Raw genomic sequence first — 20,844 nt, 5'->3', positions numbered from 1 at the left:
CGGACGTGGTGGTCCAGTGAGGCCCGGCGGCCCGAAGTTGGCTGCGGACAAGGCGCCACAACCGCTATGCTAGCGGCATATGACTAAGCAACAGATTGCCCTCCGCCGCTTTCTGGCCGTCTCCGTGACGGCCGGTTTATTGCTGACAGCAACTGTTGCCGCACCGGCAACAGCCGAAGATGCGCCGCCGTCGGGCTTTCCCAGCTGGTCCGATGTTGAAAAAGCCAAGGGCAACGCTGCGGCCACAGCGGCCGAGGTAGCCAAGATTTCCAAGTTCCTGGATTCACTTGAAGCAGAAGCAGGCAGCCTGGGTGAGGCTGCCGTAAAGGCGGGCGGCGACTTTGCTGCCACCCAAGCGAAGCTTGAAGCCGCCACGGCGGAAGTGGGCGTGCTGAACGCACAGTCCAAGCGGGCGGCACAAGACGCAGAACAGTACAAGCAGGCGGCCGTAGCCATCGCGGTACAGAGCTACAAGAGTGGCGGAACCGGACTTGACCTCTTCTCTGCAATCTCAGCCCTCGAGTCACCGCAAAGTCTCAACGGTGTAGAGATGCTCCACCAAGTCGGTGAGCGAGCCGCCGTCAAACAGGCCCTGGCCCTGCAGTCCATGGCCACAGCAGATGCTTTGGAGAAAACACGGCAGGCAGCCGTTGCTGCACAAGCTGAACTCACTGCAGAAGCACAGACGGCGCGCACCGAGGCTGTCGCGGCGCAGACGGCCGTCACAACTCGTCTGGACGCCCAGAAATCACAGAGCGAGACGCTCCTTTCGCAGTTGGCCGCGCTCAATAGCACCTCAGTCGCCACCGAGCAGGAATACCGCAAGGGTCAAAGCGCCGTCGCCGCCTACGAGCAGGTGCAGCAAGCGAAACGCCAGGCCGCGGCAGATGAAGCAGCGCGCCTCGCCGCGGAAGCCGCCCAGCGAGCAGCCGACGCAGCCCAAAAACCCAAACCTGTTGAGCAAGCATCCAATCCGGGTGTCCCCAACCCCGCACCAGCCCCGGCACCCGCTCCAGTCCAGCCCCCGCCCACCACGCCTGCCCCGAATCCGGGTGGGTCGGTAGATCCCGGTGTGCCAGGGGGAGCCGTCAATGACCCCGCCGGAGCCAAAGCCTACGCCTCGGCCCGCTTGGGCGCCTATGGTTGGGGGCAGAGCGAATTCCAGTGCCTGAACCTCTTGTGGGAACGCGAATCCAATTGGCGTACCAATGCAACCAACCCCTCCAGCGGGGCCTACGGGATTGCCCAAGCATTGCCAGCGAGCAAGTACGCCCAAACCGGCTCAGACTGGCTCACCAGCTACCGGACGCAGGTGGATTGGGGCCTGGGCTATATCAAGGGACGCTATGGCTCACCCTGCGGCGCCTGGGCCCACTCGGAAGCCATCGGCTGGTACTGAGTCCATCCGAGCGGCGCGGTGCCTTCCTCGCCGTCGCAGCTGGCTGCATGCTTGCCGCGGACGGTTTAGCGCTTAGCCGGGGATAGGTCTTAAGGTGGATGAGTGAGCCTGATTCAAAACAGCGTTGATTCTTCCGCGACCGCAGCCAGCCCCGACAACTCCAGCCACCTCGCAGGTGCGTCCGGTGCACCCCGCACCTACCAAGTGCGCACCTATGGCTGCCAGATGAACGTCCACGACTCAGAGCGCATGGCCGGGCTGTTGGAAACCGCGGGCTTGGTCGCCTTCGATGATGGCGGCGGCACAGGTGAGCTCGACGGGCACGGCCAGCCCGTGGGGCCCAGTCCCGACGTCGTCGTATTCAACACCTGTGCCGTCCGGGAGAACGCGGACAACAAGCTCTACGGCAACCTGGGCATGCTGGCGCATGTCAAGGAGACGAACCCCGGCATGCAGATCGCCGTGGGTGGCTGCCTGGCACAGAAGGACCGCGATACCATCCAGAAGCGTGCGCCCTGGGTAGACGTGGTGTTCGGCACCCACAACGTCGGCGCCCTGCCCGTACTCCTGGAGCGCGCCCGCCACAACACGGACGCCCAGATGGAAATTCTGGAATCCCTGGAGGTCTTCCCCTCCACGCTGCCAACCCGCCGAGACTCCGTATATGCCGGCTGGGTCAGCATCTCCGTTGGCTGCAACAACACCTGCACCTTTTGCATCGTGCCGTCGCTGCGCGGCAAGGAACGCGATCGCCGCCCGGGGGAGATCTTGGCCGAGGTTCAGGCACTCGTGGACGACGGCGCCATTGAAGTCACGCTGCTGGGCCAAAACGTGAACTCCTACGGCGTCGAATTCGGCGATCGCCTCGCCTTCGGAAAATTGCTCCGTGCCTGCGGTGACATTAAGGGCCTGGAGCGTGTGCGCTTCACAAGCCCCCACCCGGCCGCCTTCACTGACGACGTCATCGAGGCCATGGCAGAGACTCCCAACGTGATGCCGCAACTGCACATGCCCCTGCAGTCCGGCTCCGACAAGGTCCTCAAGGACATGCGCCGTTCCTACCGCTCAGCGAAATTCCTGGGCATCCTGGACAAGGTCCGTGAGCTCCTCCCGAACGCAGCCATCTCCACCGACATCATTGTGGGCTTCCCAGGTGAAACGGAGGAAGACTTCCAAGCCACGCTCGACGTCGTGGAAAAGTCACGCTTTGCCACAGCGTTCACCTACCAATACTCCAAGCGGCCAGGGACACCCGCCGCCGATCTGCCTGATCAGCTGCCCAAAGAAGTGGTCCAGGAGCGTTTCCTGCGCCTGACAGCCCTTCAGGACCGGATCGCCGCCGAGGAGAACGCCAAGCAAATAGCTCGTGAGGTGGAAGTCATGGTCACCGCCGACTCGGGCCGCAAGGCTGCGAAGACCAATAGGCTCTCCGGCCGCGCCAAGGATCAGCGCCTGGTTCACTTCAGCGTCCCCGAAGGTGCCGAGACTCCGCGTCCCGGCGACCTCGTCACGGTCACGATTACCGAAGCCGCCGCATTCCACCTCATTGCTGACCCCGCAACTGTGGCCGACTACAAACTCCGCCGCTCCCGCGCAGGCGACGCCTGGGACTTGGCACAGGCCGAGTCCTGCGGCGTGCCTCAAACAGGGGGAAGCGCGGGTGGAACCGCCAGCGTCAAGCCCAAGGTCAGCCTCGGCATGCCGTCACTGCCCGTACGTTCAGCGTGAGCGCACACCCCGTGCAGCACCCCGATTCGCCCTTACCGGTAGTCGCCATTGTGGGACCCACCGGGTCAGGCAAATCCGAACTGGCTTTGCAGCTGGCCGAACACTTCGACGGTGAGGCGGTCAACGCCGATTCCATGCAGTTTTATCGCGGCATGGACATTGGTACAGCCAAACTTCCCGTGGCCGAACGCCGCGGCATCCCACACCACCTGATGGATTTCCTGAGCGTCCGCGAAGACACCACGGTTGCCTCCTTTCAAGATCTGGCCCGCGCCGCAATTTCCGACATTCGTTCACGCGGCAAGTTGCCCATTCTGGTGGGCGGCTCGGGCCTGTACGTCCGGGCAGCCATCGACGTCTTGGAGTTTCCCGGCACGGATCCTGCCATACGGGCACAGCTGGAAAACGAACTCGAGAACAGTGGCCTGTCAATACTCATGGCCCGTCTGCAGGAGGTTGATCCGGTCTCGGCCGCCCGCATTGGCGATGGCAAGCGAGTTGTCAGGGCGCTGGAGGTGCACCAGATCACCGGCCGCCCCTTCAGCTCCTTTATGCCCGAAAGGGACTACGTGAGCCCCACAGTACAGATTGGGCTCAACGGCGACCGTGCCGAGCTCCACGAACGGCTCGCGGCACGCGTGCACACCATGGTTGAGCAGGGGCTGGAACACGAAGTGCAATCCTTGATCCCGGAAGGGCTGCGAGAAGGGCGGACCGCTCAAAAGGCTTTGGGTTATCAGCAGTTTCTGCGCGTCATTGATGGCGAATCCACGGTGAAAAACGCTAGCGAGGAAACCATCGTTGCCACGCGTCAGTTCGCCCGGCGCCAACTCACCTGGTTCCGAGCCGACCCGCGCGTCAACTGGTTGAATTGGTCACAAAGGGATCTTTCTGCCACGGCAGCTGCCCTGGTGAGCCAGGCCAAAGGTACCCCGGGCACTTAGTGGCCATGCGGCGTCGTCCATCACCGGCCACGTGCACGAGCGGCCCCACGGTGCCTTAGGCTTAAACCATGAATGAGACCTCGGCACCCTTGACAGGCATGCGCTTTTCCAAAGGCCATGGAACCGGCAACGACTTTGTTCTGGTGGCGGATCCCGACGGTGAGAAGAGTATTTCGCCCGAACAGATCGCGGCCCTGTGCGACCGTCGGCGCGGCATTGGCGGCGACGGCCTGATCCGCGCCGTCCGCTCCCGACACCTGCCCGAGGGTGTGGAACTACTTGCAGACAACCCCACGGCCGAGTGGTTCATGGATTACAACAACGGCGATGGTTCGCGATCGGAAATGTGCGGCAACGGCGTTCGCGTCTTCGTTCACTTCCTCATCACCCAAGGACTAGTATCCTTGGAGGCCGGCGAGGAGCTGACCATCGGAACCCGTGCGGGCATCAAGGTCGTCTCGCGCACCGACGCCGGTTACCGCGTGGACATGGGGCCGTGGGACTTTATTCACCCGGAGGCGCGCCAAAGCGGCTCCGATTCCCTCGTAAACGTGGCTGGGCTCCCGGTTGAGCGCCCTGCCCTCTCCATCACCATGGGCAACCCCCACACAGTTGTGGCACTGGCGGATCTGGACGAGCTGGCCAGTACCAACCTCAACGAAGCACCGGTGGTGACTCCCGTGCCGCCGTATGGCACCAACGTCGAATTCGCCGTACCGGCCCAGCCCCTCGTAACGGACGACGTCGGACACATCAGCATGCGTGTTCACGAACGCGGCGTGGGGGAGACCCTGTCCTGCGGGACTGGCGCCTGCGCTGCTGCCGCCGCGACCCGTTTCTGGGCCGGCAGCGAAGCTCCTGATGTTTGGGCGGTTACAGTCCCGGGCGGCGTGGTTGGCGTACGATTCTTCCCCGGCCCCGACGGTCGCGAGCACGTTGAGCTCAGCGGCCCGGCCGTCATCGTTGCCGACGGCGTCCTGGCCTAAGCTCCGGCCCCGCCCCAATTACAGCCGCTGGTGCGTCTGTAATTGGGGCCCCTCGGCCGCGTGGGCCCAGCGTTTCGTTACGGCTTGGTACGGGTGACGCGCAGGATTCTGAATGTCTTGTTAGTGGAATCGCGCACCACGGTGAAGCCCGCTTCCGGGAATCGCTCGTCCAGCTCGGCGGCCAGCCAGCGCTGCAGTGAATCCGAGCCAAGATTCTTTTGCACCACCAGGTAGGCGTGGCCGTTGTGCGCCAGCCTGGGCAGCCACATCAGCAAGATCGAGTGCAATTCCTCTTTGCCCACCCGGATAGGCGGGTTTGACCAGATGGTGTTGAAACGAAGTTCCGGATCCACGGTCTCAGGCATTGAGGCCTGAACGTTCTTCAAGCCCAGCGTCTTGGCGTTCTCAGTTGTCAGCTCGATGGAGCGTTCGTTGACATCCACGGCATAAACCGTTGCCTCGGGCGAGCGCAGTGCCAAGGTCAGGGCAATTGGACCCCACCCGCAGCCGATATCCAAGAGGTTGCCCTCCGTGGCCGGAGCCGGTGCCTCTGAAAGGAGGATCGTGGTGCCCTTGTCGACGCCGTCGGGGCTGAAGATGCCGCCAGCGGTTTCAAGAGTGCGTGTCTCACCAGCCAAAACCACGCGCAGCGGCCGCTTTTTCATCGGCGTGGATGGTTGTGAACTGAAATAGTGGTCTGAACCCTGAGTAGCCATAGTTATGCCAGATTAGTGGGGAAATGCTGCGTTGGGAATCTAGGCACGCCTAAGCCACCTCGGACGTGGCGGTGACATTATCCACAACAACCAGGTGGCAAAGGTGTGCGTGTCGGTGGCGCGGACTAAGATTGAAAGCAAGCGCCTATAAGGAGACTATGTCCAACGCATCTGCACACCCTGGTTCCGACGATAACCTGCTGCCCGAGGCAGGCGACGAAGGAACAACAACACACGGCTCATCGAACACGGGCACCTCTCACCAGGACATGTCAGTTGCCGAGATTGAAGCGGTGATTGATCGCATCCTAGCTAAGGACGCGGCCGCAAGCCGTGCCGTGAGCGAGGACGCTGACGAGGAAGCCCAGGACCCGTACCAGGGTGTTCCTTCTACACGTCCCTTGGCCGGTCAGGCGCAGGCTGTTTCGTCGTTGAAACTCCAGCACAGCATCTTTGACGGTGATCAAAGTGAACTTGCCGAACGCAACGCCCTGCGTCGCAAGGCAAGCCACTCAACCGAGCTCGAAGACGTTTCCGAAGTTGAGTACCGCCAGCTGCGGCTCGAGCGCGTTGTTCTCGCCGGCCTGTGGTCGCAGGGGACCATGGCCGACGCTGAAAACTCACTGAGGGAACTGGCCGCCTTGGCCGAAACCGCTGGCTCGGAAGTCCTTGATGGTCTGGTGCAGCGTCGCGCCAAGCCCGATCCGGCAACCTACCTGGGTACCGGCAAGGCCCAAGAACTCAAGGACATCGTGCACGCAACAGGTGCAGACACCGTCATCATCGACGGTAACCTTGCCCCGTCCCAGCGCCGCACGCTCGAAGAAGTTGTCAAGGTCAAGGTCATTGACCGTACGGCCCTGATTTTGGACATCTTCGCCCAGCACGCCAAGTCTCGCGAAGGCCGGGCCCAGGTTGAGTTGGCCCAGATGGAATACCTACTGCCGCGATTGCGCGGTTGGGGTGAATCCATGTCTCGCCAGGCCGGTGGCCGTGTAGGTGCCGCCGGTGGTGGCATTGGCTCGCGTGGTCCCGGTGAAACGAAGATGGAATTGGACCGCCGAAAGATCCGTACCCGGATGGCAAAGCTGCGCCGTGAAATCGCCGCCATGCGTCCGGCTCGCGAAACCAAACGGGCCAACCGCAAGCGCAACAGTGTGCCATCCGTAGCCATTGCGGGCTACACGAACGCCGGCAAGTCATCCCTGCTGAACCGTTTGACCGATGCCGGAGTTTTGGTTGAGAACGCGCTGTTTGCAACCCTGGATCCCACAGTACGCAAGACCGAGACCGCTGACGGATTGGGCTACACCCTGGTCGACACCGTTGGCTTTGTGCGTTCCCTGCCCACTCAATTGGTTGAGGCCTTCCGTTCCACCCTTGAAGAAGTGGCCGATGCTGATCTGATTCTGCACATCGTGGATGCATCGCACCCGGATCCGGAGGGTCAGATCTCCGCCGTGCGCACAGTCTTTGCCGAGGTCGGGGCACTGCAAATTCCCGAGATCATCATTCTCAACAAGGCAGACATCGCCGATCCATTTGTCATTGAGCGGCTCCGCCAGCACGAATCCCGCACCGTGGTGGTTTCGGCCCGCACTGGCGCAGGCATTGACGAACTGCTGGAAGCCATTAGCGAAGCCATTCCGCACCCCAGCGTGACCCTGACACTGCTGATTCCCTATGACCGTGGTGATGTGCTGAACAAGTTGCACCGCACCGACGCGGAAATTATCTCTCTTGAACACGGCGAACACGGCACACTGGCTACGGTCCGTGTCCGTGAAGACCTTGCAGCCGAGGTTGAGCCGTTTGTCCAGCATGCCTGATAGTGAATTTTCGCAACAAGCCCTGACGCTTTTGGACAAAGCGGTTGAATCCATGGGGGGCCAACGCCGCGATGGCCAGCACGAGATGGTTCGCCGTGTCGTGGAGGCCATCGAAAGTGGAGACCACCTGCTGGTACAGGCCGGCACCGGAACGGGCAAGTCCCTGGCTTACCTGATTCCGCTGATCGTCAACGCACTCACAAGCGAGAAACCTGCTGTGGTGGCTACGGCAACGCTGGCCCTGCAGGCGCAGATCGTCGGGCGTGATGTACCCAGGCTCTTGGCAGCTTTGGAACCGATCCTGCCCCGCCCCATCGATGTCGCCCTGGTCAAGGGGCGCAGCAACTATGTGTGCAAGCAGAAGCTAGGTGGCGGCTTCCCCACGGAAGATACTGGGGAAGGAGCCCTCTTCACGCTGGGCGAGGACACCAGTGTGGCGCACCTGCCGGGCGCCACCTCCGGGCCCACATCCCAGCTTGGCAAGGAAGTTGTCCGCCTGCGGGAATGGGCTCAAGATACGGAAACGGGGGACCGGGACGAGCTGGTGCCCGGCGTTACTGACCGGGCATGGCGTCAAGTTTCAGTGACGTCAATGGAGTGCCTTGGCGCCCAAAAGTGTCCCCTGGCCACCGAATGTTTCGCCGAGTTGGCCCGCGCCCGCGGCGCCGACGCGGACATTGTGGTCACGAACCACGCCATGCTGGCCATCAGCGCCTTTGAAGGCATTGCCGTGCTGCCGGAGTACGACGTTGTGGTGGTGGATGAAGCCCACGAACTTCAGGACAGGGTCACCGGTGCGGTCACGGGGCAGTTGTCAGTGCAAATGATTCAAGCTGCCGCCTCCAGCACCCGTAAGCACACTGCCGTGCCTGTGGAGACACTGCAGGCAAGTGCAGCAGCATTGGACATGGCGCTTGCCGGTGCGCCCGAGGGCTTGCTACCCAACGGCCTCAACGACACTCAGAGCCAGGCGATCGAGCAGGTGCGGGACGCCGTGCGTGCTGCCCTTTCGGATTCAAAGCCTGATGGAAATGCGGCTGCAGACGGTGGCCGCTCCATTGCCAGATCCCGGCTGAACCTGATCTTCGATCTGTGTGAACGGCTCTTGGTGGCTGCCGATGCTCGGGAAGTTGTCTGGGCATCACGCCCTGGGAGCTTCGTACCCGGGCAGGGCTATCAAAAGGCCGACGAGAGCGAACCTGCCGTCTTGAACATTGCGCCCTTGAGCGTCGCCATGAAGTTGCGTGAAGGGCTCTTTGCAGACCGCACAGTGGTGCTGACATCGGCCACCCTTGCCATTGGCGAGTCATTCCAGGGAACCGCAGGAGGTTTGGGCTTGCTCGGCCCAAGTGCGCCCAAATGGACGGGCTCCGACGTGGGCTCTCCGTTTGATTACCCCAAACAGGGCATGTTGTACGTAGCGGCGCATCTGAAGAAGCCCGGGTTCGGTATGTCACCGGAGCAAATGGATGAATTGGCCGATCTCATCACGGCAGCCGGTGGCGGCACCCTTGCCCTGTTCTCCTCAAGGCGTGCCGCCGAGGACGCGGCGGAGAAGCTTCGAAAGAAGCTCAAGGTCAAGATCCTGTGCCAGGGAGATTCATCCATGTCCGGGTTGATCAAGCAATTCGCTGACGAACCAGACACGTGCCTCTTCGGCACCATGTCACTGTGGCAGGGCGTTGATGTCCAAGGCGCATCATGCCGCCTCGTTGTGATCGACAGGATTCCGTTCCCGCGACCCGACGATCCACTGGTGACAGCCCGGGCGCGCGCCGTGGCGCAAAGCGGCGGTGACGGCTTCATCGCCATCTCAGCCACCCACGCAGCCGTTCGACTGGCCCAGGGCGTTGGTCGGCTGATCCGCTCCAGCCAGGACCGCGGAGTTGTCGCCGTCCTTGATTCACGCCTCGCCAACGCCAGCTATGGGGGATTCCTGCGCGCAGCCCTGCCGCCCTTCTGGTCCACTAAGGACCGGGCAGTTGCGCTGTCGGCGCTGAAACGCCTTTCAGGCAAGTAACTCCATTGGCTCCAGCACCAACCACATAGGAAGGGGCACAGGAGCCGGCATTTTCCGGCGACTTTCCGGCCAATCGGCCGCGGGCGGCCTCGGCCTCCCTGACGTCGCCTACAAAAATGCCGGCTCCTGTGCCCCTTGTGGGTTCGCTGAGACTCCTACAGGCTTCGCAGCACCGAAACGACCTTGCCCATGATGGTGGCGTGGTCGCCGAGGATCGGCTCGTAGCGGGTGTTTTGCGGGAGCAGCCATGTGTGGCCATCGCGTTGCCTGAAAGTCTTGACGGTTGCCTCATCTTCCAGCAATGCCGCCACGATGTCACCATTGTTGGCTGTTTTCTGCTGCCGGATAACAACCCAGTCGCCGTCGCAAATGGCGGCGTCGATCATGGAATCACCCTGAACCTTGAGCATGAATAGCTCGCCGTTGCCCACAATCTGACGTGGCAGCGGCATGATGTCATCCACCGACTGATCAGCCAAAATGGGCCCGCCGGCTGCGATGCGTCCCACCAAAGGCACGAACGCCGTGTCCGAGGAGCTGCTGAGCTCTGCGAAATTCAGACCATTCGAACTGCGCAGTGCCGTAGGGGAACTGACGCCCTCGATCTCCACGGCTCCGTTGTCCAAAACGAGGGGGATCAAGACTTCCATGGCGCGGGGGCGCTTGGGGTCACGGCGCAGGTATCCGTGACGTTCAAGTTGGGTCAGCTGGTGCGTGACGCTGGAAAGACTTGCCAATCCCACAGCATCCCCAATTTCACGCATGGACGGCGGGTAGCCCTTGTCCGCGATGGAGCGCTGAATGCACTCAAGGATCTTCTTCTGCCGAACCGTCAGGCCCTTCATGCCGGCGCGGCTGGGAGCCTGGGGGATGCGGTGCGGTGGTTCTGGAAGCGCCATGGTTCCGGGGTCCTTTCGTGGTTGCCCTGAACAATGTCAGTGCCTGCTGGTGGACTGCATCTAGCGGCCAATCCTTGTTTCACAAGTTTAAGCCACAAAGTAGGCAATTTCAAACATTTGTTCGATCTACTCTTGGCAAGTGTCGTCTATAGGTGCTAAAACTGTTCTAGTAGCAAACTAGAACATACGTTCTATCGAAGATGTAAAGCAATGGAAATTGATCCAATGGATGTTCGAGTCCGGGGATCCGGATCCACGGCGAAAGGACCAGAAGTCATGAATGCAATGGTTATCTCCGCACCACCCCTGAGTACTACCGGCATCAGCCTGACCCGGCGTGGCCGTCTGGTGCTGCTGGGCATCCCCGCCATCCTGACCACCGCCGTCATGGTTTTCGCAGCGTTGGCCATTGTCCTGGGCTCGATTGCCAGCCCGGCTCAGGCCTCCGTTGAACATGTGGCGGTGGACATGGCTGAGTACGCCGCCACAGTTACTGTTCTTCAAGGTGACAGCCTGTGGAGTATCGCGGCAGCCTCGAACCCCAAGCGCGATGTTCGAGACGTGGTCAGCGAGATTGTGGCCCTGAACGAACTTGGCAGCGGCGTGGTTCATGCCGGCCAGCGCCTTTTTGTTCCACTCCCCAAATAGGCCCGGCGCCGGAGATCTCTCCGGGCCATGCGCCGGGAAGGCATCGAGCTGCCGTACATACCGTTGTACGTGTCCGCATACTGTCGCGAGTTCGGACATTTCCAGGGCAGGAAATATGCTGGATGCATGGATCAGTTTGAACGCCTAAGCCAATTGCCACTCCGCGACGATCTGCGCGGACAGCATCCTTATGGTGCGCCCCAGCTCGAAGTGCCGGTGCTGTTGAATGTCAATGAAAACACCTTCGGCGTTCCCGCTGACGCGAAGGAAGCCATCCTCAACGCTGTCGCCGCCGAGCTTGACGGCCTCAATCGGTATCCGGACCGCGAATTTACGGTATTGCGCCAGGAACTGGCCGCCTACCTCGGGCACGGACTGACGGAGGAGAACTTGTGGGCCGCCAACGGGTCCAACGAAGTCCTCCAGCAACTTTTACAGGCGTTCGGCGGCCCCGGCCGGAGCGTGATGAGTTTCCCTCCCACCTACTCCATGTACCCGCTGCTGGCCAGCGGAACGGGTTCGGCCTATGTTGCCGGCGTTCGCGCGTCAGACTACAGTCTGAGCGCAGAATCGGCGTCCGTGCAGGTCCGTGCCCACGCCCCGAATATTGTTCTACTGTGCTCGCCCAACAACCCCACGGGAACAGCCCTTGGTTTGGATGTTGTGAAGGCCGTCTACGAGGCCGGTGAGGCATCACAGGCAATTGTCATTGTTGATGAGGCTTACACGGAGTTCTCGCATGCCGGGACACCCAGTGCACTCGACCTCCTTGAAGGCCGCCCACGCCTCGTAGTTTCGCGCACCATGAGCAAAGCTTTCGCCATGGCCGGCGCCCGTTTGGGCTACATGGCAGCCGCCCCAGAGGTAACCGACGCCGTTCGACTGGTTCGTCTGCCCTATCACCTGTCGGCCATTACCCAAGCTGCTGCTGTCGCGGCGCTGCGCAACTCAGCATCGCTGCTGGCCAACGTCGAGAGGATTAAGATTCAGCGCGATCGGATCGTCACCGAGCTGACGGCGATGGGTCTCACCCCAGCTCCCTCAGACTCGAACTTTGTCTTCTTTGGAGGCATCGAAAACCCCCACGAGGTGTGGGAAGCATTGCTGGCCAAGGGTGTCTTGATCCGCGACGTCGGGATCCCTGGGCACCTTCGTGTCACGGCAGGAACCGAAGCCGAGACCACGGCGTTCCTCACGGGGCTTCGCGCGATCCTGGGCGCTTAGTGCTCAAGGCGCCCAGCGCCGTCGCACCTTGGCGGTGTTCTAAGAGTCCGGCGGTTTGGGCTTTGGCGCGTCTTCTCTTCTAAACTGGTATCAATACTTATGATCGTCCCCGTGCCCACCGCTGCCCTGTGCGGCGAACCGGTGGTGCACACAAATCAAAGGACTGCTGCAATGACTCAGACAACCCCGGGCCAGGGACGGACAGCTCGTTTGGAGCGTGCCACGAGCGAATCAAGTGTCATGGTTGAGATCAACCTTGATGGCACTGGGGTATCGAACATTGACACATCTGTGCCGTTCTACGACCACATGCTGACGGCACTGTCCAAGCACTCCCTGATTGACATGGACATCAAGGCCACGGGTGACACGCACATTGATGCGCACCACACGGTCGAGGATGTGGCAATCTCCCTGGGTGAGGTCCTCAAGGAAGCCCTCGGCGACAAGTCCGGGATCCGCCGTTTTGGCGAGGCGACAGTACCCCTGGATGAAGCCTTGGCCAACGCCGTCGTGGATGTCTCCGGGCGCCCCTACCTGGTGCACGGCGGAGAGCCGGCCGGTCAGGAATATCATCTCATCGGTGGTCACTTCACTGGCTCCCTCACACGCCACGTGTTTGAAGCCATCACCTTGCACGCACAGATCTGCCTGCACATGACAGTCATCGCCGGCCGCGACCCGCACCACATTGTTGAGGCACAATTCAAGGCCTTCGCGCGCGCCCTGCGATCGGCCGTCGAGCAGGATCCGCGTGTTACCGGGATTCCGTCCACGAAGGGCCTGCTGTGAGCCGCGAAGCTGGCGAGAGTGAAGTGAGCCAGCCCACCGTCACCGTTCTCGACTACGGTTCGGGAAATGTTCGCTCCGCCGTCCGTGCCTTGGAGCGCGCCGGAGCCATCGTGACACTCAGTTCCAAGCCTGAGGACGTCCTGACCGCCGATGGCCTGGTTGTTCCCGGCGTCGGCGCATTCGGATCCGTCATGAAGGAACTGAAAAACGTTGACGCACTGCGAATGATCGGACGCAGAGTGGCCGGGGGACGCCCCGTGCTGGGCATCTGTGTCGGCATGCAGGTACTCTTCGATGCCGGTGTTGAACACGGTATCCATGAAGAAGGCATGGGGGAGTGGCCCGGAACAGTGGAGTTGCTGCCCGCTGAGGTGGTTCCACACATGGGTTGGAACACCGTCAAGGCCGCCGAAGGTTCCATGCTGTTCGAAGGCGTGGAAGAGGAGCGTTTCTATTTTGTGCACTCCTATGGAGTGCAGAAGTGGGACTTTGAAGTACTTCAGCCCAAAATGCGCCCACCGCTGGTGACCTGGTCTGAGCATGGCGCACCCTTTATTGCCGCTGTCGAAAACGGTCCGCTTTGCGCCACACAGTTCCACCCGGAAAAGTCCGGCGACGCCGGTGCGCGCATGCTGCGCAACTGGGTGCGTTCACTCCAGCGCCCGGCAGTTGCGTCCTCCAGCACGGTGGCCAGCTGATGTGGTCACTGCTGCTGATGGCGTTGGCCGGTCTGCTGATCGGCGGCGCCTACACGTTTTACCAGCAAAAGAGTGCCCGCTGGATTCCCATTGGCTTCGCACTGTTGGCCGTCATGTCACTCGTGGCTGCCTTCATGTTCACGCTCTAAAAACAAGCATCATCCCGCGGCCAGGCCGCACCTTTCCCATCCGCAGGACAAAGAACGTTGAGGATCCCATGACCACTCCCATTTTGGAATTGCTGCCCGCTGTTGATGTGGTGAACGGTCAGGCCGTGCGCCTCGTACAAGGCGAAGCCGGTTCGGAAACCAGCTACGGCTCCCCGCTGGAAGCGGCCATGAACTGGCAGAAAGACGGCGCCGAGTGGGTTCACCTGGTTGACCTCGACGCGGCGTTTGGTCGCGGTTCCAACGTTCACTTGCTCAGCGAAATGGTTCAGGCCCTGGATATCAAGGTTGAGCTTTCCGGTGGTCTTCGTGACGACGCGTCCCTCGAAGCCGCCCTTGAACTTGGCGTTGGCCGAGTGAACTTGGGAACCGCTGCCTTGGAGAATCCGGAATGGACTGCCAAGGTCATCGACCGCTTTGGTGACAAGATCGCCGTGGGTCTGGACGTTCGCGGAACCACACTTGCTGGTCGGGGTTGGACCAAGGAAGGCGGGGACATCTGGGAAGTCCTGGCCCGCTTGGAGGATGCCGGGTGTGCGCGGTACGTCGTCACCGACGTCACCAAGGATGGAACCCTGCGCGGACCCAACGTGGAGTTGCTGCGTGAAATGTGTGCCCGTACGTCCAAGCCTGTCGTGGCCTCTGGCGGAATTTCCAGCCTCGAGGACCTTCGCGTCCTGCGTGAATTGGTGGGCGAAGGCGTAGAGGGCGCCATTATCGGCAAGGCCCTGTACTCCCGTCAGTTCACCCTGCCGCAGGCCCTTGATGTTGCAGGCCGCCGCTAAATCATGACTGAGATGCCCAAGAAGGCGCTGCCCGGACACATTGCCGCTGCATTGGCCGGCGCCGGGGGAATCACCGATTCTGCCGGGCAGCCGTGGGCGGGCCGGGACCTTCCCGCGCAGGAGAAGTACCACAACTTTGATGCGGACGACGGCGCCATGGACGCAGGGTTTGCCGCCGCTATGGCTGACCTTGCCGCAGGCGACGGCAGCGAGGCGCAGGTAGTAGCCTCCCTCGCCACGGCACGTGTGTTTATTCCCATCGTGGCCCAGCTGGCGGAACAGACTGTGGGTGAGAACGGCCTGGTCTCGGACAAGGAATCAGACATGGCCCTGGTGACCCTGCAGGGACCGGACGGCCGACGGGCCCTGCCCGTGTTCTCACACGCAGAGGCGCTGGCCCGATGGCATCGGGAAGCTCGTCCGGTGGCCGTTTATGCAGCCCGGGCGGCACTGTCCGCCGTGGCCGAGGATGCTCAATTGCTGGTAGTTGATCCCGGTTCGCAGCGTCCGTTCGTGGTACGCCGGCCAGCGATGTGGGCACTGGCCCAGCAGCAACAATGGCAACCAAGTTATGACGATGTAGCGGTGGAAAGCGTTCTTCGCGAATCTGTGTCGGCGCTTGGTAACAGTGCTGTGGTGGACATTTCGGCAAGTGCCGGGCAGGGCATAGAATCCCTCTGGGACCATCGGAGTGATCCGGGGCAATTGCTAGTGTCTGGCGGGGGAACCGGACCAGAATTGTGCGTCACGATCACGTTGGTTCCCGGGCTTGATCAGCAAACGGTAAATGAGCTATTGGCCCGACTGCAAGAATTTTGGGCCGGGCAAGAGTACTTCGCCTCTGCTGTTGATTCGATTCAGATCCGCCTGCGCCACCCGCAACCACAGACCTAATCCGCAGCAAGGCAGCAACGCGCTCTCTTGTGATGGATATCAAGAGAGAAGCTATCAACGTGAATTTTGCTGCCTACCGCGGAATCCTCGCGGTTGGATCCGTCCGCAGGCTTTTGATTGTCGCCATGTTGGCGCGAATTCCCCATGCGGCAGCGGGTGTCCTGCTCACGCTGCATGTAGTGGAGTCCATGAAGCTCAGCTATGCGGCTGCCGGCGCAATTGCTGCATCCATCACGATTGGCATGGCTATCGGCGCACCGTGGCGCGGCCGGATGGTGGATATCTACGGGCTGCGGCGCGCCTTGATTCCCTCGGTCGTCGCCGAGGTGGTTGTGTGGGGAACCGCACCGTTCTTGAACTTCCAGCTGCTTGTTGTGGCGGCCTTCATTGGCGGTCTCTTCGCGGTGCCGATCTTCTCCGTTGTTCGCCAGGCGCTGGGTGTCATGGTTCCACCGGAACAACGCCGCACGGCCTACGCGCTGGATTCCATGGGGGCCGAAATTACCTTCATGATCGGTCCGGCCGCCGGAGTCATGCTGGCCACCACCAACACCGTGATGGGCCTGATCGTCATCGGTGTCAGCGCGTCCCTGGCCGGCATTTTCCTCATGTGGTTCAATCCGCCAACCCGAACGGGCCAAAAAGGTTCCTTTGTTGCTGTTGCCGAGCCCACCACCGATCACCATGATTTGGTTGAAGATCAAGTGGCGCCTGATCTGCTCGGGAAGAACATTCTGGTTCGCTGGTTGCGCACCACCAAATACAATGTGCGGTGGGTCAACATAGCCGTCCTGGCCATCCTGGCCACCTCCCTCGGTGCCGGCCTGGTCTTGACGGGCGTCAATGTGGGCATGGTCGCGCTGATGCGAGAGAACAACAGCACAGGCGAATTGGGAATCGTCTTCCTGTTCTGGTGCGGGGCCTCCCTTGCCGGCGGCCTTGTCTATGGAGCGCTCAAACGGTCGGTCAACCCTCTGTGGCTTCTCTGCGCAATGGCGCTGCTGATTATCCCTATGGGCTTTGCCACCAACGCCTGGACGCTGGGATTGTTGAGCATCTTGCCAGGACTGCTGTGCGCCCCGGTGCTGACCTCCAGTGCCGAACACATTGCTGATCTGGTCACCGAGAAACGCCGTGGTGAGGCCATGGGCTGGTATGGCTCATCCATGACCATCGGAAGCGCCATGGGTGCTCCCTTCGCGGGGGCCATGATGGACAACATTGGCCCCTGGGCGGGCTTTGCGATCGTTGGCATCGCGTGCACGATTCTCGGGCTCCTGGGCCTGATCGTCATGAGCCGGTGGCGTCGCCGCAGTCCTGGAGACGCGGTGTAGCACTGGGGCAAAAAATACCGCTCCGATACGGGCTGTAATGGCCGTATCGGAGCGGTATTTGTTTGCTCGAGAAGCAGTTGCTCGATGACGAGGGGTTAGTTGACCGCGCCGGTGTATTTCTCGCCCGGGCCCTTGCCCGGTGCATCCTGGATGGTGGACGCTTCACGGAAGGCGAGCTGCAGTGAGCGCAGTCCGTCGCGCAACGGTCCGGCGTGCTGGCTGCCAATTTCCGGTGCAGCGGCCGTGACGAAACCCGCCAGGGCCGTGATGAGCTTGCGGGCTTCATCAAGGTCCTTAAGCTCTTCCGCGTCCGGTCCGGCGGCGAGGCCGCACTTAACTGCCGCGGCGCTCATGAGGTGAACGGCCGCCGTCGTAATGACCTCAATGGCTGGAACTTCAGCGATGTCACGCACAACTGATGCAGCTTGGGTGTCCGTCAGGGCCTCTTCCGGGGCTGCCTGAAAGGTGTTGCGGGTGTCCGAATTATTATCTGAGCTACTCATACTGCTAAGCTTGTCATAGACCGACTCGATGCTGTTATTTATCGTGTGTCCTCAAGGCGAAAGTCACAGGGCCAAAACAGCAGCAAAGAGTTTGCAAGTGGAGTCCTCTCCCACCTTTCGACCCATTCTTTGGCGTTGTCTGGTTTTAGGTCGGCGCCGTTCCTTTTGGGTATGGCAGTCATGTCCCTTCGCGGGGTATGCGCCGATTATTCGAGGCCTCCATTGCATCAGCAAATTGGGGGCCTTCTCCGTTGCTGGTGGTACTCACCCTTTTTTAGGCAACAGGAGCTACACATTAGCGAGCCACGCATCAATGATCGAATCCGCGTCCCCGAGGTGCGGTTGGTTGGGCCAGCAGGCGAACAAGTAGGGATCGTCCGCATTGAAGACGCCCTCCGTTTGGCAGCAGAGTCCGACTTGGATCTGGTTGAGGTAGCGCCGACGGCAAAGCCGCCGGTGTGCAAACTGATGGACTTCGGCAAGTACAAGTACGAAGCCGCAGTCAAGGCTCGTGAAGCCCGCAAGAACCAGACCAACACCGTCTTGAAGGAAATCCGTTTCCGCCTCAAGATTGACACCCATGACTACGAGACCAAGCGCGGACATGCAACGCGCTTCCTCGGCGCCGGTGACAAGGTCAAGGCCATGATCCAGTTCCGAGGCCGCGAGCAGCAGCGTCCGGAAATGGGTATTCGCCTCCTGCAGAAGTTCGCAGCAGATGTTGCCGAAGTTGGCATCATCGAGTCGAGCCCCCGCATTGACGGCCGAAACATGGTCATGGTTATTGGTCCCTTGAAGAACAAGGCTGAGGCAAAGGCTGAAGCACGCCGCAACCAGCAGCGCGCCGACGCAAAGGCACACAACGAGGCAGTTGCCAATGGCACTGCCCGCGTTGATGTGGACCGCGACAACAAGGTGCCCATGACGCAGTCATTGGCCGACCTGTTGCCCCAGGGCTTGAACCTGTCCGACGACGCCGAAGCTCCCGCAACCGACGCTGTTGAGTCGGCTCCGGCCGTGGAAGCAGCACCAGTTGAGGAAGCTCCCGCAGCCGTTGTTGCACCCGAGGTAAGCGTTCCGGAAGAAAAGCCGGCCCCCGCCGTCGTACCTGCCAAGGCTCCGGCCAAGGCAGCCCCTGCCAAGGCGCCTGCCGCAGCTAAGGCCCCCGTGGCCAAGGCCGCACCGGTAGCCAAGGCCGCAACCAAGCCCGCTGTAGCGCCGAAGCCGGTAGCTGCTCCGAAGCCCGTTGCCGCAAAGCCCATCCCCATGCCGAAGCCCATGGCCAAGCCCGTTGTTGCGAAGCCCGCAGCAAAGCCGGCCGCCAAGGCTGCTGCAAAGCCGGCTACGAAGGCGGCCTCTGCAAAGAGCGCTCCCGTAGCCGAAACCCCCAGCTCGGCTGAATAAGGTTTCACCTTTTCAGCGGTGAATACACCCACACAGTGACCCAACCGGTCGCTGCAAGAGAACCACAGGCAGCGCCGGTGGATACGTAAGGAGACAGGTCCTCATGCCTAAAATGAAGACACATAGTGGTGCTAAGAAGCGTTTCAAGCTCACCGGTTCCGGTAAGCTTCAGCGCCAGCAGGCTAACCGCCGCCACTACCTGGAGCACAAGCCTTCCAGCTTGAAGCGTCGCCTGAAGGGTGACCTCACGGTCGCCAAGGCTGATGTTCGCAACATCAAAAAGATGCTCGGCATCTAATTTCGCAAGTCAATCGGTGTTAATTCCCAATTCGGGACTAACACCAATCCAAAAAAAGCCTTCCCCGGCATGATTGGCTTGGGATCTTTAAAATTGAAGGAGTACGCACGTGGCACGTGTGAAGAGGGCTGTAAACGCCCACAAAAAGCGTCGGGTTATTCTTGAGCGCGCAAAGGGTTACCGCGGACAGCGTTCACGCCTGTACCGTAAGGCCAAAGAGCAGTTGCTGCACTCGTTTGTGTACAGCTACGGTGACCGCCGCAAGCGCAAGGGTGACTTCCGTCGCCTCTGGATCCAGCGCATCAACGCTGCATCACGCGCCAATGGCCTGACCTACAACCGCTTGATCCAGGGCCTGAAGGCTGCTGCGATCGAGGTTGACCGTCGCATGCTGGCCGACCTGGCTGTCAACGACGCCGGTGCATTCACCGCTCTGGTGAACATCGCCAAGGCTGCACTGCCTGCTGACACCTCAGCTCCGGTAGCAAAGTAATTTAGCTAGTACCCCTAGGAACCTTCAGTTCCTTGTTCGTGCGCTGTGACTGCTAAAGTCCTAAGCATGACTGAACCCGGGCGCCCGCCAGTAGAAGCAATGACCAATCCTCGAGCAGATCGAGTGAGGGATGTTGCCAAGCTGACCGGGCGCTCGGGCCGTTTAAAGCGCAGGCAGTTCCTGGCCGAGGGGCCGCAGGCTGTCCGTGAAGCCCTGCGCGCTCACCGCGAGTGCCTGTCGGCCGGCGGTACCCCTGTGGTGGAGGCGTTGTACGCCACGGTTGAATGTCTGAAGAAATTCCCCGAATTGTTGGAAGCGGCATCCGCACCCGGTTCACGCTTGCAGGTCCGCATTGCCAGCGAGCTGGTCCTTGCGGCTATGACGGATACCGTTTCACCGCAGGGCATTGTGGCGGTGTGCAACTTTGTGGACGTGCCACTGGAGCAGGTGTTGGCCGCCAAGCCCAAGCTCATCGCCATGCTGTGCCGGGTGCAGGACCCCGGCAATGCGGGTACAGTATTGCGCGCCGCCGATGCGGCGGGCGCGGATGCTGTGATCTTCTCCTCGTCGAGTGTTGATATTTACAACCCCAAGGCTGTGCGTTCCACCGCCGGATCCTTGTTCCACATCCCGGTTGTTCTCGGTGTGACGGTTACTGAGGTTGTTGGGGCGGCAAAGGCTGCCGGCATTGGGGTCCTTGCCGCCGACGGCTACGGTCACCTAAACCTGGACATGTTGCAGGATGAAAGCGCTGCGCGTGCTTTTGACCAGGAAATCCCTGATTCCAGTTACGAGCTGGAGCAGCCCACCTTGTGGATGTTCGGCAACGAAGCTCAAGGTCTGGCCGGCGAAGAAAAGGCCATGGCCGATCACCGCGTGGCAGTTCCCGTCTACGGTGCAGCCGAGTCCCTAAACCTCGGAACCGCTGCCACTGTGTGCCTGTACGCGACGGCCCGGGCCCAGCACAGGTCGTAGCCGCCTCCACTCCCTTGAGGGTGGCGAAACAGCGGTAGCCGCCCGGGTCGAAAGCTAGTCGTGATCGCTATTTTCATTCTTGGCTTTAACGCAGAAAGTCCACGTTTT

Annotated in this window: 21 protein-coding genes; 18 read left to right on the top strand and 3 right to left on the bottom strand. The window is 61.2% G+C overall.

Features of this window, described 5'->3' with window-relative positions:
* Positions 1-79: 79 nt before the first annotated feature.
* From BLV41_RS22765 to dapF, 4 genes are all read left to right on the top strand, one after another.
* Entirely contained in the window at positions 80-1,399 is a 1,320-nt protein-coding gene (locus BLV41_RS22765; protein WP_074711350.1) for an aggregation-promoting factor C-terminal-like domain-containing protein, read from the top strand.
* 225 nt (positions 1,400-1,624) lie between these two features.
* Positions 1,625-3,127, top strand: coding sequence for a tRNA (N6-isopentenyl adenosine(37)-C2)-methylthiotransferase MiaB (gene miaB / locus BLV41_RS08580; RefSeq protein ID WP_244517005.1), 1,503 nt, complete (start codon positions 1,625-1,627; stop codon positions 3,125-3,127).
* Complete coding sequence (gene miaA, locus BLV41_RS08575) at positions 3,124-4,071, top strand: tRNA (adenosine(37)-N6)-dimethylallyltransferase MiaA (protein WP_244516802.1); 948 nt, start codon at positions 3,124-3,126, stop codon at positions 4,069-4,071. The genes miaB and miaA overlap by 4 nt, the downstream gene beginning before the upstream one ends.
* 68 nt (positions 4,072-4,139) lie before the next feature.
* The gene (gene dapF, locus BLV41_RS08570; RefSeq protein ID WP_074711348.1) at positions 4,140-5,057 is read left to right on the top strand and encodes a diaminopimelate epimerase; all 918 of its coding nucleotides are present in this window, start codon (positions 4,140-4,142) and stop codon (positions 5,055-5,057) included.
* Between the two features lie 77 nt (positions 5,058-5,134).
* Here the strand turns inward: dapF and BLV41_RS08565 are convergent, their stop codons facing one another.
* On the bottom strand, positions 5,135-5,722 hold the full coding sequence (locus BLV41_RS08565; protein ID WP_244516800.1) for a class I SAM-dependent methyltransferase: 588 nt from the start codon (positions 5,720-5,722) through the stop codon (positions 5,135-5,137).
* Positions 5,723-5,931: 209 nt separating this feature from the next.
* Here BLV41_RS08565 and hflX point away from each other — a divergent pair, with 209 nt between their 5' ends.
* Positions 5,932-7,602: a GTPase HflX gene (gene hflX / locus BLV41_RS08560; RefSeq protein ID WP_083360674.1), complete on the top strand. Its 1,671-nt coding sequence runs from the start codon at positions 5,932-5,934 to the stop codon at positions 7,600-7,602.
* Positions 7,595-9,622 (top strand): ATP-dependent DNA helicase, encoded by a 2,028-nt coding sequence (locus BLV41_RS08555; RefSeq protein ID WP_044571786.1) that lies wholly within the window; start codon positions 7,595-7,597, stop codon positions 9,620-9,622. Before hflX ends, BLV41_RS08555 begins: the two co-directional genes overlap by 8 nt.
* A 155-nt stretch (positions 9,623-9,777) precedes the next feature.
* Here the strand turns inward: BLV41_RS08555 and lexA are convergent, their stop codons facing one another.
* The gene (gene lexA / locus BLV41_RS08550) at positions 9,778-10,521 is read right to left on the bottom strand and encodes a transcriptional repressor LexA (protein ID WP_044571787.1); all 744 of its coding nucleotides are present in this window, start codon (positions 10,519-10,521) and stop codon (positions 9,778-9,780) included.
* 276 nt (positions 10,522-10,797) lie between these two features.
* Here lexA and BLV41_RS08545 point away from each other — a divergent pair, with 276 nt between their 5' ends.
* The 8 genes from BLV41_RS08545 (at position 10,798) to BLV41_RS08515 (ending at position 17,063) form a co-directional block, all read left to right on the top strand.
* A complete protein-coding gene (locus BLV41_RS08545) occupies positions 10,798-11,169 on the top strand; it encodes a LysM peptidoglycan-binding domain-containing protein (protein ID WP_074711346.1) in 372 nt (123 codons plus the stop codon).
* 126 nt (positions 11,170-11,295) lie between these two features.
* Positions 11,296-12,393 (top strand): histidinol-phosphate transaminase, encoded by a 1,098-nt coding sequence (locus tag BLV41_RS08540; protein WP_074711345.1) that lies wholly within the window; start codon positions 11,296-11,298, stop codon positions 12,391-12,393.
* A gap of 171 nt (positions 12,394-12,564) precedes the next feature.
* On the top strand, positions 12,565-13,185 hold the full coding sequence (gene hisB / locus BLV41_RS08535) for an imidazoleglycerol-phosphate dehydratase HisB (protein WP_074711344.1): 621 nt from the start codon (positions 12,565-12,567) through the stop codon (positions 13,183-13,185).
* Entirely contained in the window at positions 13,182-13,883 is a 702-nt protein-coding gene (gene hisH / locus BLV41_RS08530) for an imidazole glycerol phosphate synthase subunit HisH (protein WP_074711343.1), read from the top strand. Before hisB ends, hisH begins: the two co-directional genes overlap by 4 nt.
* On the top strand, positions 13,883-14,032 hold the full coding sequence (locus BLV41_RS22050; RefSeq protein ID WP_170835444.1) for a hypothetical protein: 150 nt from the start codon (positions 13,883-13,885) through the stop codon (positions 14,030-14,032). Before hisH ends, BLV41_RS22050 begins: the two co-directional genes overlap by 1 nt.
* Positions 14,033-14,100: 68 nt before the next feature.
* The gene (gene priA, locus BLV41_RS08525; protein WP_074711342.1) at positions 14,101-14,835 is read left to right on the top strand and encodes a bifunctional 1-(5-phosphoribosyl)-5-((5-phosphoribosylamino)methylideneamino)imidazole-4-carboxamide isomerase/phosphoribosylanthranilate isomerase PriA; all 735 of its coding nucleotides are present in this window, start codon (positions 14,101-14,103) and stop codon (positions 14,833-14,835) included.
* A 3-nt stretch (positions 14,836-14,838) separates the two neighbouring features.
* Positions 14,839-15,729 (top strand): SseB family protein, encoded by an 891-nt coding sequence (locus BLV41_RS08520; RefSeq protein WP_074711341.1) that lies wholly within the window; start codon positions 14,839-14,841, stop codon positions 15,727-15,729.
* Between the two features lie 59 nt (positions 15,730-15,788).
* A complete protein-coding gene (locus BLV41_RS08515; RefSeq protein ID WP_074713199.1) occupies positions 15,789-17,063 on the top strand; it encodes an MFS transporter in 1,275 nt (424 codons plus the stop codon).
* Between the two features lie 95 nt (positions 17,064-17,158).
* Here the strand turns inward: BLV41_RS08515 and BLV41_RS08510 are convergent, their stop codons facing one another.
* Positions 17,159-17,566 (bottom strand): DUF1844 domain-containing protein, encoded by a 408-nt coding sequence (locus tag BLV41_RS08510; RefSeq protein ID WP_044571801.1) that lies wholly within the window; start codon positions 17,564-17,566, stop codon positions 17,159-17,161.
* 336 nt (positions 17,567-17,902) lie between these two features.
* On the opposite strand from BLV41_RS08510, the gene infC reads away from it, so the two are divergent.
* The 4 genes from infC to BLV41_RS08490 all read left to right on the top strand — a co-directional run bounded on the left by infC (position 17,903) and on the right by BLV41_RS08490 (position 20,736).
* Complete coding sequence (gene infC, locus BLV41_RS08505; RefSeq protein WP_244516798.1) at positions 17,903-18,970, top strand: translation initiation factor IF-3; 1,068 nt, start codon at positions 17,903-17,905, stop codon at positions 18,968-18,970.
* Positions 18,971-19,073: 103 nt separating this feature from the next.
* Complete coding sequence (rpmI, locus tag BLV41_RS08500; protein WP_044571805.1) at positions 19,074-19,268, top strand: 50S ribosomal protein L35; 195 nt, start codon at positions 19,074-19,076, stop codon at positions 19,266-19,268.
* Between the two features lie 109 nt (positions 19,269-19,377).
* Positions 19,378-19,761, top strand: a complete 384-nt coding sequence (gene rplT / locus BLV41_RS08495) for a 50S ribosomal protein L20 (protein WP_044571806.1) — start codon at positions 19,378-19,380, stop codon at positions 19,759-19,761.
* 66 nt (positions 19,762-19,827) lie between these two features.
* Positions 19,828-20,736, top strand: a complete 909-nt coding sequence (locus BLV41_RS08490; RefSeq protein ID WP_074711340.1) for a TrmH family RNA methyltransferase — start codon at positions 19,828-19,830, stop codon at positions 20,734-20,736.
* Positions 20,737-20,844 lie beyond the last annotated feature (108 nt).

The sequence above is a fragment of the Arthrobacter alpinus genome (assembly GCF_900105965.1).
Classification (GTDB): Bacteria; Actinomycetota; Actinomycetes; order Actinomycetales; family Micrococcaceae; genus Specibacter; species Specibacter alpinus.
The sequence above is the reverse complement of the archived record's forward strand: the minus strand, read 5'-3'. Positions and strand labels throughout refer to the sequence as shown.

Coding starts and splice junctions, on each gene's coding strand:
- BLV41_RS08545 (WP_074711346.1), top strand. CDS start 10,798: ATGAATGCAATGGTTATCTCCGCACCACCCCTGAGTACTACCGGCATC.
- miaB (WP_244517005.1), top strand. CDS start 1,625: ATGAACGTCCACGACTCAGAGCGCATGGCCGGGCTGTTGGAAACCGCG.
- BLV41_RS22050 (WP_170835444.1), top strand. CDS start 13,883: ATGTGGTCACTGCTGCTGATGGCGTTGGCCGGTCTGCTGATCGGCGGC.
- dapF (WP_074711348.1), top strand. CDS start 4,140: ATGAATGAGACCTCGGCACCCTTGACAGGCATGCGCTTTTCCAAAGGC.
- BLV41_RS08490 (WP_074711340.1), top strand. CDS start 19,828: ATGACTGAACCCGGGCGCCCGCCAGTAGAAGCAATGACCAATCCTCGA.
- lexA (WP_044571787.1), bottom strand. CDS start 10,521: ATGGCGCTTCCAGAACCACCGCACCGCATCCCCCAGGCTCCCAGCCGC.
- BLV41_RS08520 (WP_074711341.1), top strand. CDS start 14,839: ATGACTGAGATGCCCAAGAAGGCGCTGCCCGGACACATTGCCGCTGCA.
- rpmI (WP_044571805.1), top strand. CDS start 19,074: ATGCCTAAAATGAAGACACATAGTGGTGCTAAGAAGCGTTTCAAGCTC.
- BLV41_RS08510 (WP_044571801.1), bottom strand. CDS start 17,566: ATGAGTAGCTCAGATAATAATTCGGACACCCGCAACACCTTTCAGGCA.
- priA (WP_074711342.1), top strand. CDS start 14,101: ATGACCACTCCCATTTTGGAATTGCTGCCCGCTGTTGATGTGGTGAAC.
- hisB (WP_074711344.1), top strand. CDS start 12,565: ATGACTCAGACAACCCCGGGCCAGGGACGGACAGCTCGTTTGGAGCGT.
- BLV41_RS08565 (WP_244516800.1), bottom strand. CDS start 5,722: ATGAAAAAGCGGCCGCTGCGCGTGGTTTTGGCTGGTGAGACACGCACT.
- BLV41_RS22765 (WP_074711350.1), top strand. CDS start 80: ATGACTAAGCAACAGATTGCCCTCCGCCGCTTTCTGGCCGTCTCCGTG.
- BLV41_RS08555 (WP_044571786.1), top strand. CDS start 7,595: ATGCCTGATAGTGAATTTTCGCAACAAGCCCTGACGCTTTTGGACAAA.
- hflX (WP_083360674.1), top strand. CDS start 5,932: ATGTCCAACGCATCTGCACACCCTGGTTCCGACGATAACCTGCTGCCC.
- BLV41_RS08540 (WP_074711345.1), top strand. CDS start 11,296: ATGGATCAGTTTGAACGCCTAAGCCAATTGCCACTCCGCGACGATCTG.